This window comes from Pseudomonas sp. S150, from assembly GCF_004526365.1.
Classification (GTDB): Bacteria; Pseudomonadota; Gammaproteobacteria; order Pseudomonadales; family Pseudomonadaceae; genus Aquipseudomonas; species Aquipseudomonas putida_A.
The window spans coordinates 4,371,903-4,388,406 of record NZ_CP038207.1 but is presented as its reverse complement, the minus strand read 5'-3'; the positions used below and the strand labels follow the sequence as shown (position 1 = coordinate 4,388,406).

General features: G+C 58.7%; 16 protein-coding genes. 11 read left to right on the top strand and 5 right to left on the bottom strand.

Annotated elements, in window-relative coordinates; all coding sequences use genetic code 11:
* Positions 1–133: 133 nt before the first annotated feature.
* Positions 134–895: a gamma-glutamyl-gamma-aminobutyrate hydrolase family protein gene (locus tag E3Z29_RS20060; RefSeq protein WP_097088867.1), complete on the bottom strand. Its 762-nt coding sequence runs from the start codon at positions 893–895 to the stop codon at positions 134–136.
* A gap of 281 nt (positions 896–1,176) precedes the next feature.
* Between E3Z29_RS20060 and E3Z29_RS20055 the strand changes: the two genes are divergently transcribed.
* The 5 genes from E3Z29_RS20055 (at position 1,177) to E3Z29_RS20035 (ending at position 7,915) form a co-directional block, all read left to right on the top strand.
* Positions 1,177–2,553, top strand: coding sequence for a glutamine synthetase family protein (locus E3Z29_RS20055; protein ID WP_027611689.1), 1,377 nt, complete (start codon positions 1,177–1,179; stop codon positions 2,551–2,553).
* Positions 2,554–2,811: 258 nt separating this feature from the next.
* Positions 2,812–4,302, top strand: a complete 1,491-nt coding sequence (locus tag E3Z29_RS20050) for an aldehyde dehydrogenase (protein ID WP_134786730.1) — start codon at positions 2,812–2,814, stop codon at positions 4,300–4,302.
* A gap of 51 nt (positions 4,303–4,353) precedes the next feature.
* Complete coding sequence (locus tag E3Z29_RS20045) at positions 4,354–5,637, top strand: FAD-binding oxidoreductase (protein WP_134786729.1); 1,284 nt, start codon at positions 4,354–4,356, stop codon at positions 5,635–5,637.
* Between the two features lie 357 nt (positions 5,638–5,994).
* Positions 5,995–6,543 (top strand): cupin domain-containing protein, encoded by a 549-nt coding sequence (locus E3Z29_RS20040; protein ID WP_003226097.1) that lies wholly within the window; start codon positions 5,995–5,997, stop codon positions 6,541–6,543.
* 238 nt (positions 6,544–6,781) lie between these two features.
* Entirely contained in the window at positions 6,782–7,915 is a 1,134-nt protein-coding gene (locus E3Z29_RS20035) for a hypothetical protein (protein ID WP_134786728.1), read from the top strand.
* Positions 7,916–7,995: 80 nt separating this feature from the next.
* Here E3Z29_RS20035 and E3Z29_RS20030 read toward each other — a convergent pair whose 3' ends face one another.
* On the bottom strand, positions 7,996–8,283 hold the full coding sequence (locus tag E3Z29_RS20030) for a fructose-bisphosphate aldolase (RefSeq protein ID WP_134786727.1): 288 nt from the start codon (positions 8,281–8,283) through the stop codon (positions 7,996–7,998).
* A 580-nt stretch (positions 8,284–8,863) separates the two neighbouring features.
* On the opposite strand from E3Z29_RS20030, the gene E3Z29_RS20025 reads away from it, so the two are divergent.
* On the top strand, positions 8,864–9,148 hold the full coding sequence (locus E3Z29_RS20025) for a hypothetical protein (protein ID WP_134786726.1): 285 nt from the start codon (positions 8,864–8,866) through the stop codon (positions 9,146–9,148).
* A gap of 77 nt (positions 9,149–9,225) precedes the next feature.
* On the opposite strand, the gene E3Z29_RS20020 is transcribed toward E3Z29_RS20025, so the two are convergent.
* The gene (locus tag E3Z29_RS20020) at positions 9,226–9,657 is read right to left on the bottom strand and encodes a hypothetical protein (protein WP_098964471.1); all 432 of its coding nucleotides are present in this window, start codon (positions 9,655–9,657) and stop codon (positions 9,226–9,228) included.
* Between the two features lie 166 nt (positions 9,658–9,823).
* Here E3Z29_RS20020 and E3Z29_RS20015 point away from each other — a divergent pair, with 166 nt between their 5' ends.
* The 3 genes from E3Z29_RS20015 (at position 9,824) to E3Z29_RS20005 (ending at position 11,814) form a co-directional block, all read left to right on the top strand.
* Positions 9,824–10,213 carry a hypothetical protein gene (locus E3Z29_RS20015; RefSeq protein WP_134787602.1) on the top strand — a complete coding sequence of 130 codons (390 nt, stop codon included), beginning with the start codon at positions 9,824–9,826 and terminating at the stop codon, positions 10,211–10,213.
* A gap of 15 nt (positions 10,214–10,228) precedes the next feature.
* Positions 10,229–10,651 carry an HD domain-containing protein gene (locus E3Z29_RS20010; protein ID WP_134786725.1) on the top strand — a complete coding sequence of 141 codons (423 nt, stop codon included), beginning with the start codon at positions 10,229–10,231 and terminating at the stop codon, positions 10,649–10,651.
* 143 nt (positions 10,652–10,794) lie between these two features.
* Complete coding sequence (locus E3Z29_RS20005; RefSeq protein ID WP_134786724.1) at positions 10,795–11,814, top strand: AbrB family transcriptional regulator; 1,020 nt, start codon at positions 10,795–10,797, stop codon at positions 11,812–11,814.
* 160 nt (positions 11,815–11,974) lie between these two features.
* On the opposite strand, the gene E3Z29_RS20000 is transcribed toward E3Z29_RS20005, so the two are convergent.
* On the bottom strand, positions 11,975–12,751 hold the full coding sequence (locus E3Z29_RS20000) for an NAD(P)H-dependent oxidoreductase (protein ID WP_134786723.1): 777 nt from the start codon (positions 12,749–12,751) through the stop codon (positions 11,975–11,977).
* An 84-nt stretch (positions 12,752–12,835) separates the two neighbouring features.
* Here E3Z29_RS20000 and E3Z29_RS19995 point away from each other — a divergent pair, with 84 nt between their 5' ends.
* Together E3Z29_RS19995 and E3Z29_RS19985 are read left to right on the top strand one after the other, a co-directional pair.
* The gene (locus tag E3Z29_RS19995; RefSeq protein ID WP_177416196.1) at positions 12,836–13,729 is read left to right on the top strand and encodes a LysR family transcriptional regulator; all 894 of its coding nucleotides are present in this window, start codon (positions 12,836–12,838) and stop codon (positions 13,727–13,729) included.
* A 252-nt stretch (positions 13,730–13,981) separates the two neighbouring features.
* The gene (locus E3Z29_RS19985; RefSeq protein ID WP_134786721.1) at positions 13,982–14,767 is read left to right on the top strand and encodes a DeoR/GlpR family DNA-binding transcription regulator; all 786 of its coding nucleotides are present in this window, start codon (positions 13,982–13,984) and stop codon (positions 14,765–14,767) included.
* Positions 14,768–15,144: 377 nt separating this feature from the next.
* Here E3Z29_RS19985 and E3Z29_RS19980 read toward each other — a convergent pair whose 3' ends face one another.
* Entirely contained in the window at positions 15,145–16,428 is a 1,284-nt protein-coding gene (locus tag E3Z29_RS19980; RefSeq protein ID WP_134786720.1) for an FAD-binding oxidoreductase, read from the bottom strand.
* Between the last annotated feature and the right edge of the window lie 76 nt (positions 16,429–16,504).

The following is a 16,504-nucleotide window of genomic DNA, read 5'->3' as shown; positions in this document are numbered from 1 at the left end:
GGCGCCGCCTTCCTGGCTGCCTGGGTCGTACTTGTTGTTATTACGGTTTGTTGTTTTCACGGATGACGGATGCGCACACGCGCAACCGCCGACCCCGTGGGGGCAGTAAACAGTTTTGAAATCCTGGGTTGAGTCAGCGCTGGTTGCGTCGCGCTGCCCGTTGCCGGCAGGCCGCGCCGAATGCCTGGAAAATCTTCAGGTAGTTCGGGTTGTCCAGCACCTGCCATTCCGGGTGCCATTGCACGCCGAGGGCGAAGGTCGGGCTGTGCTCGACCGAGATCGCCTCGATCAGGCCATCCGGCGCCACCGCTTCGGCACGCAGGCCGGGCGCGAGGCGGTCGATGCCCTGACTGTGAATCGAGTTGACCTGGAACTCGCCCGGCAACGCCAGCGCTTCGAACACGCCGCCCGCCAACACGCTCACGGCATGCGCCGGTGCGTATTGCACGGCCACGTCCGGGCTGTCGGCTTCACGGTGATCGAGCATGCCCGGCAGCTCGTGCACCTTTTGGTGCAGGCTGCCACCGAACGCCACGTTCATTTCCTGGAAGCCACGGCAGATGCCGAGTACCGGAACGCCCGCGGCAATGGCTGCACGCAATAAAGGAAGGGTAGTGGCGTCCCGCGCCGGATCGTGATCCGTACCGGGTTCGCTGGCCGGGCCTTGATAGTGGAAGGGCTCCACGTTCGAGGGTGAGCCGGTCAGCAACAGACCGTCGAGTTGACCGAGCAGGTCTTCGATTTCAGTCAGTTTGCCAAGGGAAGGAATGACCACTGGAAGACCCTGAGCGCCAACGCTGACAGCACGTACGTACTTGTCGCCGCTGATGTGATAGGGGTGCAGGCCAATCTGTTTGACGCACGCAGTAACGCCGATCAATGGCTTGAATGCCATTTTTATTCACCTCGAAGTTTGACACTTGAACGAGCTTTTCCGGAGCTTAGCCTCGTTGATTTTAATTAACAACTGCCATGTAAAAAATTCTAAACGCCGTTCATCCAGCTTCATGATTCCAGGCCTTGCGGCGCCTGCATTGGCACGTGAGTGTTAAAAAAAGCCCGAAAAATAAACGCTGAACGGCCAGGTGTTCGCTATTGACTTCACTTTGCCTTTCGGATTGACTGGCTCGGCGAAACAGCGGTGAACATAATAATTAACAGCTAAATAGGTGCATCATGTCGGTCCCTCTGCGTGCCGTTCAACTCAACGAAGCAAACGCATTCCTTAAGAAACATCCTGAGGTTTTGTACGTCGACCTTCTGATTGCAGACATGAACGGTGTGGTGCGCGGCAAGCGCATCGAGCGCACCAGTCTTCACAAGGTTTACGAGAAAGGCATCAACCTGCCGGCCTCGCTCTTCGCCCTCGACATCAATGGCTCCACGGTGGAAAGCACCGGCCTGGGCCTGGACATCGGCGACGCCGACCGCATCTGCTACCCGATCCCGGGCACCCTGAGCATCGAGCCGTGGCAGAAGCGCCCAACCGCACAGTTGCTGATGACCATGCACGAGATCGAGGGCGAGCCGTTCTTCGCCGATCCGCGTGAAGTGCTGGCCAACGTGGTGCGCAAGTTCGATGAACTGGGCCTGACCATCTGCGCCGCGTTCGAACTGGAGTTCTACCTGATCGACCAGGACAACGTGAACGGCCGTCCGCAGTCGCCACGTTCGCCGGTCTCCGGCAAGCGCCCGGTGTCGACTCAGGTGTATCTGATCGACGACCTCGACGAATACGTCGACTGCCTCCAGGACATTCTGGAAGGCGCGAAAGAGCAGGGCATTCCGGCTGACGCCATCGTCAAGGAAAGCGCCCCGGCGCAATTCGAAGTCAACCTGCATCACGTCTCCGACCCGATCAAGGCCTGCGACTACGCGGTGCTGCTCAAGCGTCTGGTGAAGAACATCGCCTACGACCACGAGATGGACACCACCTTCATGGCCAAGCCGTATCCGGGCCAGGCGGGCAACGGTCTGCACGTGCACATTTCGATCCTGGACAAAGAAGGCAACAACATCTTCGCCAGCGAGGATCCCGAGCAGAACGCCGCGCTGCGACACGCGATCGGCGGTGTGCTGGAGACCCTGCCTGCGCAAATGGCGTTCCTGTGCCCGAACGTCAACTCGTACCGCCGCTTCGGCGCGCAGTTCTACGTGCCGAACTCGCCGAGCTGGGGCATCGACAACCGCACTGTTGCAGTCCGTGTGCCAACCGGTTCGGCCGACGCCGTGCGCATCGAGCATCGCGTGGCCGGTGCCGACGCCAACCCGTACCTGCTGATGGCTTCGGTACTGGCCGGTATTCACCACGGCCTGACCAACCAGATCGAGCCGGGCGCGCCGGTTGAAGGCAACAGCTACGAGCAGAACGAACAGAGCCTGCCGAACAACCTGCGCGACGCACTGCGCGAGCTGGACGACAGCGAAGTCATGGCCAAGTACATCGACCCGATGTACATCGACGTGTTCGTCGCGTGCAAGGAAAGCGAGCTGGCCGAGTTCGAGAACTCGATTTCCGACCTTGAGTACAACTGGTATCTGCATACGGTGTGATGGTTTCGGCCCTAAAAAGCCAAGAGCTCCTCACCCTAACCCTCTCCCGGAGGGAGAGGGGACTGACCCGGGGATGCTTGGGAAATCCTGCGACCTGAACCTGCTTTACCGAATCCATAATCGACTCGGTCATTCAGGTCGGCGCAACTCCCGAGACAACTCGGTCGGTCCCCTCTACCTCAGGGAGAGGGCTAGGGAGAGGGCAGCTATCTCAAGCCAGACACGACACCCCCAATTCCCCCTTGTCGAGCCACAACAATGACAACCACACGCAACGACTGGGAACAACGCTTCCAGTCCCTGAGCATCGAATCCCGCGCGTTCATCAACGGTGAATATCGCCCGGCGATCAGCGGCGCCACCTTTGAATGCCTGAGCCCCGTCGACGGCCGTTTTCTCGCCTCCGTGGCCAGCACCGATGAAGCCGACGCCAACCTCGCCGTCGAAGTCGCGCGCCAATCGTTCAACTCCGGCGTGTGGGCCAACAAAGCCCCGGCCGAGCGCAAACGCATCCTGATCCGCTTCGCCGATCTGATCCTGCAACACCAGGAAGAACTTGCGCTGCTGGAAACCCTCGACATGGGTAAACCGATCAGCGACTCGATGAGCATCGACATCCCGGCGACCGCCAATGCGATCCGCTGGAGCGCCGAGGCCATCGACAAGATCTACGATGAAGTTGCCGCCACGCCGCACGATCAACTCGGTCTGGTGACCCGCGAGCCATCCGGCGTAGTCGCCGCGATCGTGCCGTGGAACTTCCCGCTGATCATGGCCAGCTGGAAATTCGCCCCGGCCCTGGCCGCGGGCAACTCGTTCATTCTCAAGCCTTCGGAAAAGTCGCCACTGACCGCGATCCGCATCGCGCAACTGGCACTGGACGCGGGCATCCCGAAAGGCGTGTTTAACGTGTTGCCGGGCTTCGGCCACACCGTCGGCAAGGCGCTGGCGCTGCACATGGACGTCGACGTGCTGGCCTTCACCGGCTCCACGGCGATTGCCAAACAACTGATGATTTATGCCGGCCAGAGCAACATGAAACGCGTCTGGCTCGAAGCCGGTGGCAAGAGCCCGAACGTGGTGTTTGCCGACGCTCCGGACTTGCGCGCGGCCGCCCAGGCTGCGGCCGGTGCGATCGCCTTCAACCAGGGCGAAGTGTGCACTGCCGGTTCGCGCCTGTTGGTCGAGCGTTCGATCCGCGAGCAATTCATCCCGCTGCTGGTGGAAGCGCTGCAAGCGTGGAAACCGGGGCACGCACTGGATCCTGCGACCACCGTCGGCGCGGTGGTTGATCAGCGTCAACTGGACAACGTGCTGCGCTACATCAGCATCGGTCGCGAGCAGGGCGCCGAGTTGATCGCCGGCGGCCAGCGCGCCCTCGAAGAAACCGGTGGCCTCTACGTGCAACCGGCGATCTTCGACGGCGTGACCAACGCCATGACCATCGCCCGCGAAGAAATCTTCGGCCCGGTGCTGTCACTGATCACCTTCGACACCGTTGAAGAAGCGCTGCAGATCGCCAACGACAGCATCTTCGGTCTCGCCGCCGGCGTCTGGACCAGCAACCTGAGCAAGGCGCACACCTTCGCCCGTGGCCTGCGCGCCGGCAGCGTCTGGGTCAATCAGTACGACGGCGGCGACATGACCGCGCCGTTCGGTGGCTTCAAACAGTCGGGCAACGGTCGCGACAAATCGCTGCACGCGTTCGACAAGTACACCGAGCTGAAAGCGACCTGGATCAAGCTCTAACTCTTTTACAACGGTGGTCGCTCCTAAGGGCGACCCTCGGAGAACAATAAAATGAAGCAACAACACGTCAACAGCTACTACGCCGCCACCCGCAACGAAGTCATCGACTTCCCGATTCTTGAAGAGTCGGTCGAGTGCGATGTCTGCATCATCGGCGCCGGCTACACCGGCCTGTCCTCGGCGCTGTTTCTGAGCGAGGCCGGTTATAAAGTCACGGTGCTGGAAGCGGCGAAAGTCGGATACGGCGCCAGCGGTCGCAACGGCGGGCAACTGGTCAACTCCTACAGCCGCGACGTCGATGTGATCGAAGAACGCTACGGCGACAAGACGGCGGAAATCCTCGGCAGCATGATCTTCGAAGGCGCCGATATCATCCGTTCGCGGATCAAGGAATACGACATCAAATGCGACTACCGCCCGGGCGGGATCTTCGCGGCGATGAACAAGAAACAACTCAACGGCCTGGCCGAGCAGAAGCGCAGCTGGGAACGTTACGGCAACAAGAACCTGAAGATGCTCGACGCTGCCGACATCCGTCGCGAAATCGGCTCTGACGCCTACGTTGGCGGCCTGCTGGATCTGCAGGGCGGCCACGTGCATCCGCTGAACCTGGCCCTCGGTGAAGCCGCGGCCATCGTGCGTCTGGGCGGCAAAATCTACGAGCAGTCGGCAGCCGTGGAGATCAAGTACGGCGAGCCGAACGTCGTGCGTACTGCCAAAGGCCAGGTGCGCGCCAAGTACCTGCTGATCGCCGGCAACGCCTATCTGCCGCAAGGTCTGGACAACCGCGTGACCGCGAAAAGCATGCCGTGCGGCTCGCAGATCGTCGTCACCGAACCGCTGACCGAGAAGCAGGCGCGCAGCCTGATCACCAACAACTATTGCGTCGAAGACTGCAACTACCTGCTGGATTACTACCGCCTGACGGCCGATAACCGTCTGCTGTACGGCGGCGGCGTGGTCTACGGCGCCCGGGAACCGGACGACATCGAACAGCTGATCCGCCCGAAGATCCTCAAGACCTTCCCGCAGCTCAAGGACGTGAAAATCGACTACCGCTGGACCGGCAACTTCCTGCTGACCATGTCACGCATGCCGCAATTCGGCCGCATCGAGAAAAACGCCTACTACATGCAGGGCTACAGCGGTCACGGCGTCACCTGTTCGCACCTTGCCGGCAAACTGATTTCGGAAATGATCCGTGGCGACGCCGAACGCTTCGACGCCTTCGCCTCACTGCCGCACATGCCAATGATCGGCGGCCGCACCTTCTCCGCCCCATTGACCGCCCTCGGCGCCGTCTACTACTCGCTGCGCGACCGCTTCGGCATCTAGTTACCTCCCCGGCGGCGGCCCCGAATAGGCGCCGCCGGTTTTTTCACTTGACCGGCAACACCACAAACCCTGTGGGAGCGAGCTTGCTCGCGAAAGCGGCCTATCAGTAAAAGCGATGTTGAATGTGCCGCCCATTCGCGAGCAAGCTCGCTCCCACAGGTCTTGTGCCTGACCCGCAATTACCCCCAGCAGGCTCATTTCACCCACCGTCCATCGAACCTGCTGAGCAACACCGGCAAACGTGATTTAATAGCCGCCTTTCACGGTTCCGGGACACGGGAGCAACGTGATCCGCGCCTTGCGCGGCACCCGCCACCCACCCCCATTACCCTTAAGTACTACTCACATAAGGCTGTCATGGATACGGGTTCTCGACTCAAACTAGTACGCGAAAGCTACAAACTCTCCCAGCGCGAGCTGGCCCGGCGTAGCGGCGTGACCAATGCCACCATCTCCCTGATCGAACAGAATCGCGTCAGCCCCTCCGTCAGCTCGCTGAAAAAGCTGCTCGAAGGCATCCCGATGTCCCTGGCCGACTTCTTCACCTTCGACCAGCCCCCGCGCGAACACCAATACGTCTTCCGCGCCAACGAACAACCCGACCTGGGCCGCCACGGCCTGCGCCTGCTGCTGATCGGCGCCTCGGTGCCGAGCCGCCAGATGCGCTTGCTGCGTGAGCAGTACGCTCCGGGCGCGAGCTCCGGGGAAGAGCCGATCGTGCATGCGGAAGGTGAGGAGTGTGGGTTGGTGACCCGTGGCACGGTGGAGTTGACCGTGGATGGGCAGGTGAGCGTGTTGAATGCGGGGGATGGGTATTATTTTCCTACGACGTTGCCGCATAAGTTTCGGAATATCGGGGCGGATGAGGCAGAGATAATTAGTGCGAATACGCCGGCGAATTTTTGAATAGAACCTATTCAATTTTCGGTGCGCTCATCCAAGAAACCGCAGAAATGCGGTTTTTTTGTCCCTCTGTATCACGCTAGTTAGTTTTAAATAGAAGTAGTAGTATGTCCTTGTGCCATTATCCGGATCCAAGAATCTAAGAAAGTGAGCAATAGGGTTGTGAAAATAGGATGTCATTTTTCGTAGAGATTCAAGTGTGGAGAATAGCTACCGCTACGAATTTTAACTAAGGTTATGGATGATTTTTGAGAATCGTATGAGAGAAAAATTTCTAAAAAAATTTGTTTATCTGGATATGCTTGTTTATTCGGAAGAAAAGGGTGAAGTTGAGGGTTGGCTTGTCAAAGAAATTGACTTTTGGAAAGATATATTGTCTCGCTGTTACCCAAAAGGTGTTGTAGCGGGAGTTGAAAATTCGGAGGTTGTGGAGTATCTCCATGATTTGGAAGAAATTAAGGCTGGCGTAAATAAAGCAAATGGCAGTCTTAAAATGTTTGGTGTCCGGATCAAAGAAGTAAATGTAAGTCGAAAACTTCCTTGTTTTGATGAGGAGCTATCAACTGACTTCAGATCCTCCGTAGTTAGCGACGAAACTCTAAAGATGGCTCTTTTTGTTTATAGGGCATCTTTGATCTCATCGGCTGTTACTTTGGAAAATTTTGTTGATCATTGGCAGACAGGAATTGCTGACGAAATTAAGTCGAGTAAACAATCTACATTTGTTGAGTTGAATAAGCATCAAAAAGCTATTAATGATCGTTCGGATGAGTACCTTAAGGCGATTGATGACGATGGGAATGCAAAATTAAAGTTTATTCGCGATGAGGCGGAAAAGGTAAGGAGTGCAGCGATCGAAAGTATTAAAGATTTCGAAAGCATAGCTACTGGTAGTATTGTTTCCAGCGAGCCGGTGAAATTTTGGAATGATAAGAGAAAGCATCATAGATTAAGGGCTGTGATGTTTTCGGCTGGTTCGCTTCTGTTGATTGCGGGGGTGATCTATCTCTTGGGGAAGTTGTTATATGTGGCTTACTCTTCAGGCACTCAAAAGACCGAGTTGTTTGATTTGACGATGCCTGATCACTACCTTGTTACGCTTGCTATTTTGTTAGGGTCGGTGGGTGTTTGGATTCTACGAGTTCTTATTAAACTGATGATGACGAATCTGACTCTGGAGAGTGAAGCTCTCTCGAAGTTGACCGCGATTAAAACATATGTGGTGCTTAGTAAGTCTAAACTGAGTGAGGAGACGGTCAACGGATTTCATAAATCGCTTCTTCAGTCTGGGCCGGCAGATTTCTCGGTTGATGGTACGTCGCCTGAATTGGTAAAAATTGTGGAGTTGATATTGCAGAAGAAAGAAAAGCCATAAAGTTCAGGTTGGACGACTGAAAATGTGACTGTAGAAAAGGTGACAGGTCGATTTGTATGCGTCTGTCACCTTCAAGTTTTCTAGCCTGCGATATCAAATCCTCGGTGCTCTATAACTCTAAACATATCACTCACGTCCTGAATTAAAATTCTGGCGATGGTGGTAACTGTGTTGATGTCGTGTTCGGCGTGATCGGGAAGGTGGATGCTGGTCATGAGGTCGAGGTATTTATGCACGGCGTTCAAACGTTCGCCGACGCAGGCGTGTAGATCGCGCAGCGGAGCATTGGCGTCAATGAAGAGGACGGGCTGATCGGTTGCGGGATGGGACATATTCGAGTACTGGCGGAGCGGTTTATCCATCGGCATAAGTGAAACTTCCTCGTATCTGGGAGAGAAGCTACTGCCGTTCGCTGCGAGTCGAAGGGTGGTAGCCGTGTGCAGGTTCGCAGACCGAGGATACGAGGAACCCGGCAGACCCGGAGGTCTCCCACACACAGCCACCATTGAGCGGATTTCGGGCGCTAGTGCGACCGCCACCGTTTTTAGGGGGCGTTAGGTTACTACACGTATCGTCAGGGCTGCGAAACCCTGGTGCTGAATTTGCTCAGCGACAACCCCACTCTAGGCAGCAATTCCAACCGTGACAACCGACCTGTAGGACGTGATAAGCGAACCCGTGGCGAGGGAGCTTGCTCCCGCTCGGCGACGCAGTCGGCGTAATTCGCGGCCTGCGGCACATCCGGGAGAAACGGACTATTCGGTTTTGGGGCCGCTTCGCAGCCCAGCGGGAGCAAGCTCCCTCGCCACATGAGGTGCTTTCCTACGAAGTTTTCAGATATCGAAATTGGGCGAATCTACCGGTCGATAACCATTCGTCCGACACTCCGCACCTTCGCCACACACCTTCTTCCAATGCTGTAACTCCCCACGCAGAGGAAGAGCCACCATGTTGAACCATAAAATCACGGTGTTGACCCTCGCGGCGTTGCTGTCCGGCAGTTCGCTGTATGCGATCGCGGCCGGCGATACGCCCACCCCAACGGTAAACGACGGCAACAGCCAGACTCGCGACCCGGCGTCCCCTGCCACCAATGCCGATCCGGATGCCAATTCGCTGCCTAAAGGTGGGGATGGTGGCAAGACCGACAATGGGCCGGTGCCTTCTGCCTCCAAGCCCAGCTCCGCGGGTCAACTGTCCGGTAGCAGCAGTGGGGGTAACGGCGGTGGTTAACGGATATTGCGTACTAAAAAGCCCGGTCTTTAGAGCCGGGCTTTTCTTTGCCTGTCGCTAACACAGATATCAAACGCTTACTTTGCCTTCCATTGGCCCCCACCATTCTCACAATCAATTCGCGCCTGGGCCAGATGATCCACGTCGTAGTAATACGTGGTCACTTGGGCGTTATCGGGGATGTTCAGCGCCTTGGCGTTCTTGTCTTTGCTGGTGGAGTGCGGGTTGGCCAGGGATTCCTGGGTGATCGTGGCGATACACGTGGCCTGATAGTGGTCGGCACAGTGGTCGACCTTGGTTTTCTTACTGTTGAGCATGTCTTTGCTTTCATTGCTGCACGACCAGTCGATGGAACTGACGGGCATGCCTTCGTATTCGTAGCAGCTGTGGGTTTCCACCGCTGGCACCGAAGCGCTGGAGGATTGGGTCTGGACGTCGCAGCCCTCGGCCATGACGCAGGTGGGGATGACGGCGAACGTGGCGATCAGAAGCAGGAAGCGAATGTTCATCGGGGTTTCCTCTTCAGGGGCGCCGAGTCTGATCGAAGCTTTTGGCGCTTTAAAGTTTCGAGGCGACCAGACGGAGGGAGGTTCCATCGGGTTTTTGATTTGCTCGTGTGGCGTACACTGCGAAACAATCGGAAACATTAAGCGCCCAAGGATTGGAACATTGCCCATGATCGAAATCGGCAGCCGCAATAACGCGCTCCCCTCGCAGCATCCCTTTCACGACATCTATCTGTTTCACATTGACCCTGCAAAGCCAGATTCGCCTTTCTGTTTCGAGCAGTCGATGTCTGGCGGGCACATGGAACACGGCGGTGCGCGGTGGTTGGCGCTGGATGAGCTGGACGCCTGGCCGGGCGAGTGGCGTGAACACCTGAGAAAGGCTGACTGCGCGTGGGTTGCCGAGTTGATCGATGCCCATCCAAATGCCGATCAAGCCACACTGGTGTCGATCATCCTTCAGCGTCATTCCGGATCAGCCAAGCCAGTCGGGCGCCTGAAAGCGATCGGCAGCTGGCTCAAACGCAACATCCACGTTGGCGGCCGCTATGGCGTTTAACCCACGGAGACTCGCATGACTCAAACCCTCGAACGCGCTATCGCCATCGCCGCCACCGCCCATGCCGGGCAGGTCGACAAGGGCGGTGCGCCGTACATTCTGCATCCGCTGAAAGTCATGTTGCGCATGAGCACGCTGGAAGAAAGCATCGTCGCCGTGCTGCACGATGTGGTCGAGGATTGCGGTATCAGCCTCAATGATTTGCGTAAGGAAGGCTTCAGCGAAGAGGTGCTGACGGCGATTGAGTCGGTGACCAAAGTGCCGGGCGAATCCTACGAGGATTTCGTCGAGCGCGCGGCGCAGAACCCGATTGGCCGGGTGGTGAAACTGGCGGATCTGGAGGAGAACAGCGACCTGTCGCGCATTGCCTCGCCAAGTTGGGAGGATCTGGAACGGGTCGAAAAGTATCGGCGGGCGATCGGGCGGTTGCGCACGTAAAAACGAATCCCCCCTGTAGGAGCTGCCGAAGGCTGCGATCTTTTGATCTTGCTTCTAAAAATCAAAGTCAAAAGATCGCAGCCTTCGGCAGCTCCTACAGGGGAGTGGAATACCTCAGGGAAATAGCCAGGAAGGCGAAGAATATGAAATCGATTCTGTGTTTGTTGATCGCTGCCGCTGTCGGCGCTGCGTTGCAGGTCAGCGGTGTCCCTCATGGCTTGTTGCTGGGGGCGATTCTTGTCACCGCATTGGTCGCCACCAAGTTCGGGTTTGCCCCCGCGACGCCTTATGGTTTGGGCTACATCCAGGTCACGCTGGGCATCGCCACCGGGCTGATGTTCGAGGCGTGGGACAGTGTGACGGCGTCGGCGATGTTGCCAAGCCTCGGCGTTCTGCTGATATGCCTGACCGTGCAGATTGCCCTCGCCGGATGGTGGCTGACCCGCGGCGCTGGCTGGAATCGCACCGATGCGCTGTTGGCGGTGTACCCCGGTGCATTGGCGGCGGTGTTCGATTTGCTGGAGTCGGAAAAGGCTTCGAGCAAAGTCATCATCGTGCACTTGATGCGCTTGTTGCTGATCACGCTGCTGGTGAGCTTTTTGATTCCCGGGCAGGCCTCGGTGGCGGTGGTTGAAAGCGCTCCGTTGAGCACGGGCATGGCGTTGACCGTGCTGGCGCTGATCGGCTTGAGCATCGTCATCGGGCGACTGCTGTTGGTGATCGGCGTGCCGGCGCCGTTCATGTTGACGGCGATTCTGCTGACGGCGGTGTTTGTGAAATCGGGATGGCTGCACGGCTTTCACATGCCGGACTGGAGCCTGAATCTGGCGGCGCTGATTCTTGGCGTGCGGATTGGCTCGCGCTTTCAGGGACTCGGTCTTGCGGAATTGGGGCGGCACGGGCGGACGGCGCTGGTGTCGGTCGGCTTGATGATCGTGGTCGCGGCGGCGTTTGCCGAAGTGGCGGCGCGCTGGCTGGGCAGTGATCCGCTGTCGCTGTGGCTGGCGTACATGCCGGGGGCGATCGAGACGATTGCGATTGTCGCCTTCGCCGGTGGTCTGAATGTGGTGTTCATCCTGACTCACCACCTGGCGCGGATGGTCTTGCTGCACTTTGCGCCGGCGTTGTTGGTGCAGGTGCGGCGGGCGCGGGAGGAAGTCTGAAGCACATCCCCCTGTGGCGACGGAGCTTGCTCCCGCTGGGCTGCGCAGCGGCCCCAAACCCCGATGCCACGGTGTTTCAGGTGTACCAAAATCGCAGGTTTTGCGACGACTGCGTCGCCGAGCGGGAGCAAGCTCCCTCGCCACAAAGGTTCAGTGATCTTTACAAAGTGTGGGCGGCGAACCCTTGCTCACCCGGAGCAATATCATCCTTGAGCGTCAACGCCGGGATCTCGTAATCCCCGGCATTCTGCTGCCGATACGCTATCGGCCGCGTGCTCCACAACTCATCCAGACGCGTGCCCAGTGCCTCGCAGGTCTCGGCAAACCGCGCTTGATCCATGCGGCTGGCGCGGTACACCAGGAAGGGCGGCACCACGTCGAAACCGGGGTAGAACAGCACGCCGTGCTGAATCGGAAACAGCAAATCATCAATCGGCCCGTTGATCCCGCGTGGGCTGTAATGCGAATCCCAGCCTCCGGTGGTGACCAGCAGCATCGCGCGTTTGCCTTTCATCTTGCCTTCGCCGTAGCGCTCGCCCCAGCGCGCATCGGAGTGTTCGCCGACACCGTAGGCAAACCCGTAGGCATACACGCGCTCGACCCAGCCTTTGAGGATCGCCGGCATGGTGAACCACCACAGCGGGAACTGCAGGATCAGCGCGTCGGCCCATAGCAGTTTTTCCTGCTCGCGGGCGATGTCGGCGGACTGCCGGCCCTGTTGGTAAGCCAGTTTCGAATCGATCGAGGCGTGGAATGGCCGGCTTTCATCGCGATCGGGCGCGTCATCGGCGTCGATCGTGGTCTTCCAGTTCATCGCATACAGGTCGGAGACCTGCACGGTGTGGCCGGCGGCTTGCAGACGCTGGACGGTGAAGTCCCTGAGCGAGCCGTTGAGCGAAGTGGGTTCGGGGTGGGCGTAGACCAGTAGCACATTCATGTTGCAACTCCTTGGTTGAATGCAGGCAGGATCAATCCTTGATCGGTATATTGGAAATGAATGTCTGATATGTCAGGTATAGCCATGAATAATTTACGACGTCTGGATATCAACTTGCTGTTGACCCTAGACGTGTTGTTGGCAGAACACAACGTAACCCGCGCCGCAGAGCGCTTGAGCCTGTCGCAGCCGTCGGTGAGCGTGCATCTGGCCAAGCTGCGCGAAATCTTCGGCGATCCGCTGTTGCTGCCCGGGCCACGGGGCATGCGGCCGACGGCGCGGGCCGATGAATTGCGCGAGCCGTTGCGCGAGGCGCTGGAAGCACTGGAGCGCGCGGTGGCGCCGGCCAGCGCGTTCGATCCGGCGCAGGCCAGGCATGTCTGGAAAGTCGCGGCGACGGATTACGGCGAATCGACAGTGGTGCTGCCAGCGCTCAGCGGTTTGCGCCTTCAGGCTCCGGGCACGCGGTTGGCAGTGCTCGATCTGATGCCGGCGCAGTTGGCCAGGCAAGCGGAGCAGGGCGTGTTTGACCTGGCGCTGCACATCACCGAAGAGGCGCCGCTGGATCTGCATCAACGGGTGCTGTTCACCGAGCATTACGTGTTGGCCGGGCGTGTCGGGCATCCGGGGTTGAAGCGTAAGCCGACTCGCGAACAGTTCTGTGCGCTGGAACACGTGATGGTGTCGCGCGAGGGCGGGGGCTTTTTCGGGGTGACCGACAAGGCGCTGGCCGAGGTCGGCCTGGCGCGCAAAGTGGTGCTGTCGGTGCCGCATTTTCTGATGGTGATGTCGGTGCTGGCGAGTACCGATCTGGTGGCGATGCTGCCGTCACGCTTGGTTCGCGACAACCCGGCGTTGCAGGTAGTCGATGCGCCGTTGCCGGTGCCGGGCTACGAAATGGCGATGTTCTGGGGCGAGCGCGCGCATCGCGATCCGGCACACAAATGGTTGCGTGAGCATCTGGCGGCGTCGGTGTGACGGATCAGGCGTGGCCCAGCGCAATCGCAAAAGACACCACGATCATGCACGCAAACGCAAAATTGAGATTCATCAGCTGTTCATCCTGAGCCTTTTTAAAGTGAGGCCATTCTGAACAGGCTGAATGCAAAGAAAAAATTCGGCATGTTGATTCCAATGATCGAAACAATTGATACCCGCCGATTTGTGTTTGCCCAAAGCTTTCGCTAGTCTCGGCAAAACCTGCAACTACAAGCATAAACAGGCAAAACCATGCACGATCATTCGGTCACCGAACTGCCATCCCTGCGCCGGCAGAAAATCCTCCTGATCCTCGAACGCGACGGCAAGGTCATGGCCTCCGAGTTGAGCCAGCACTTCGCCGTGTCCGAAGACACTATCCGCCGCGACCTCGCCGAACTGGACAACGCCGGGCTGGTGCAGCGCGTGCATGGCGGGGCGCTGCCAAGGCCCAAGGACAGCGGCAAGGATTACTTCACCCGGCTGGAAGAGACCGATGAGGTAAAAGTGCGGCTGGCGCAGTTGGCGGCGCAAAAGGTCGAGGACGGGCAGATTGTGCTGTTCGATTCCGGTTCGACCGCGTTGCAGGTGGCGCGCTCGTTGCGCGCGGATATCCAGATCACTGCGGTGACCGCCGCGCCGATGACGGCGATTGCCTTGTCGGAATACGAGGGCGTGAAAGTGATTCTGGCGGGTGGGCAACTGAACCCCCGCACGATGTCGGCCAGTGGGCACGAGGCGGTGCGCATGCTGGCCGGGATCAAGGCGGATCTGGCGTTTACCGGCGTCTGTGCGATTCACCCGGAGGTGGGCATCACCTCGCTGCATTTTGATGAAGTGCCGGTGAAGCAGGCGCTGCTCGACAGCGCGGCGCGGGTGATTGCGGTGACCACGGCGGACAAGCTCGGCGCGGTGGAGCCGTTTGTGGTGGCCGCGTGTACGCGCCTGCATACGCTGATAACCGAGCGGCACCTGGCGTCGGGGAGTGTCGAGGATTATCGGCGGTTGGGGATTGTGGTGGAGCAGTTGCCTGATTGAGATTTGTAGTGAGGCTGCTGGCGCCTTCGCGAGCAAGCCCGCTCCCACATTTGGAATGCATTTCAATGGGGGGGGGGGCAGTTGCCGGACTGAGATTTGTATAGTGAGGCGGCTGGAGCCTTCGCGAGCAAGCCCGCTCCCACATTTGGAATGCATTTCAATGGGGGGGCAGTTGCCTGATTGAGATTTGTAGTGAGGCTGCTGGCGCCTTCGCGAGCAAGCCCGCTCCCACATTTGGAATGCATTTCAATGGTGGAGCAGTTGCCGGAGTGAGATTTGTAGTGAGGCTGCTGGCCTCTTCGCGAGCAGCCTCGCTCTCACATTTGGAACGCGTTTCCCTTGTAGGAGTGAGCCTGCTCGCGATGGGGCCGGTGCGATCAACGCAACTTTTCAAGCATCTGGTAATACCACATCCCCGCCGCCAGCAGCGGATTGCCCAGCAAATCCCCCATCGGCACCCGAATATGCTGGCACTGCGCAAAGGTGTCGAACTGTTCCATCTGCCCGGTGATCGCGCGGCTCATGATTTCGCCCATGATGTGGGTGGTGGCGATGCCGTGTCCGGAATAACCCTGGCAATACCAGACGTTGTCCGAGAGCTTGCCCAGTTGCGGGATGCGGTTGATCACGATGCCCATCGCGCAGCTCCACTGGTAGTCGATCTGCACCCCTTTGAGCGCCGGGAAGGTCTGCTCGATGCACGGGCGCAGTTCGGCGGCGATGTCCCGTGAATCCTTGCCGCTGTAGTTGGCGCCGCCGCCGAACAGCAGGCGCCCGTCGGCCGTGAGGCGGTAGTAGTCGAGGACGAAACGGCAGTCGTACACCGCCAGGTCTTCGGGGTTGATCTGCCGCGCCAGATCGCCCAGCGGCGCGGTGGTGACGATGCCGCCCATGGCCGGGAAAATCTTGCCCTTGAGCTGACCCGGTTCGAGCTTGTGATAGACGTCACCGGCGAGCATCACTTGATTGGCGTCGATCTGGCCGTGGGCGGTGCGCACGCCTGGCGTCTTGCCGTGAATGATTTCCAGCACCTCACTGTTCTCGAAGATCAAGGCACCTAGACTTTCCGCCGCCCGCGCTTCGCCGATGCACAGGTTGAGCGGGTGCAGGTGCATGTTGCGGGTGTTCTTGATTGCGCCGTGGTAGAGATCGCTTTGCAGCAGGTCGCGCACCTGGCTGCGGTCGAGCAGACTGACTTCATCACCCAGGCCGCGGCGCACGGCTTCGTCGTAATCCTGGCGCAAACCGTCCATGTGACTTGGCTTGTAGGCGGCGTGCAGATGGCCGTGTTTGAGGTCGCACTGGATGCCGTACTTCTCGACCCGCTGCCGGATGATTTGATGACCGCGCCAGCGCAGATGCCAGATGAAATCGTCGACTTCATCACCGAGTTTCGGGCGCATCTGTTTGCGCATTGCACCGTCGCCGGAGAGGCTGCCGGTGACTTGTCCGCCATTGCGTCCGGTGGCGCCCCAGCCGATCTTGTGGCTCTCGACGATGGCGACTTTCAGGCCTTTTTCGGCGAGTTCGACGGCGGTGGCGACGCCAGTGAAACCGCCGCCGATGATCACCACATCGACCTGATGCCGGCCCTGCAGGGTCGGGTAGTCGGTGTCCTGGTTGAGGGTGGCGGTGTAGTAGGAATTGCAGCGTTGGGTCATGTCGGTGTCCACACAAAATTCGGGAGTCAGGGTGCAATCCCCTGTGGGAGCGGGCTTGCTCGCGAATGCAGTGGGT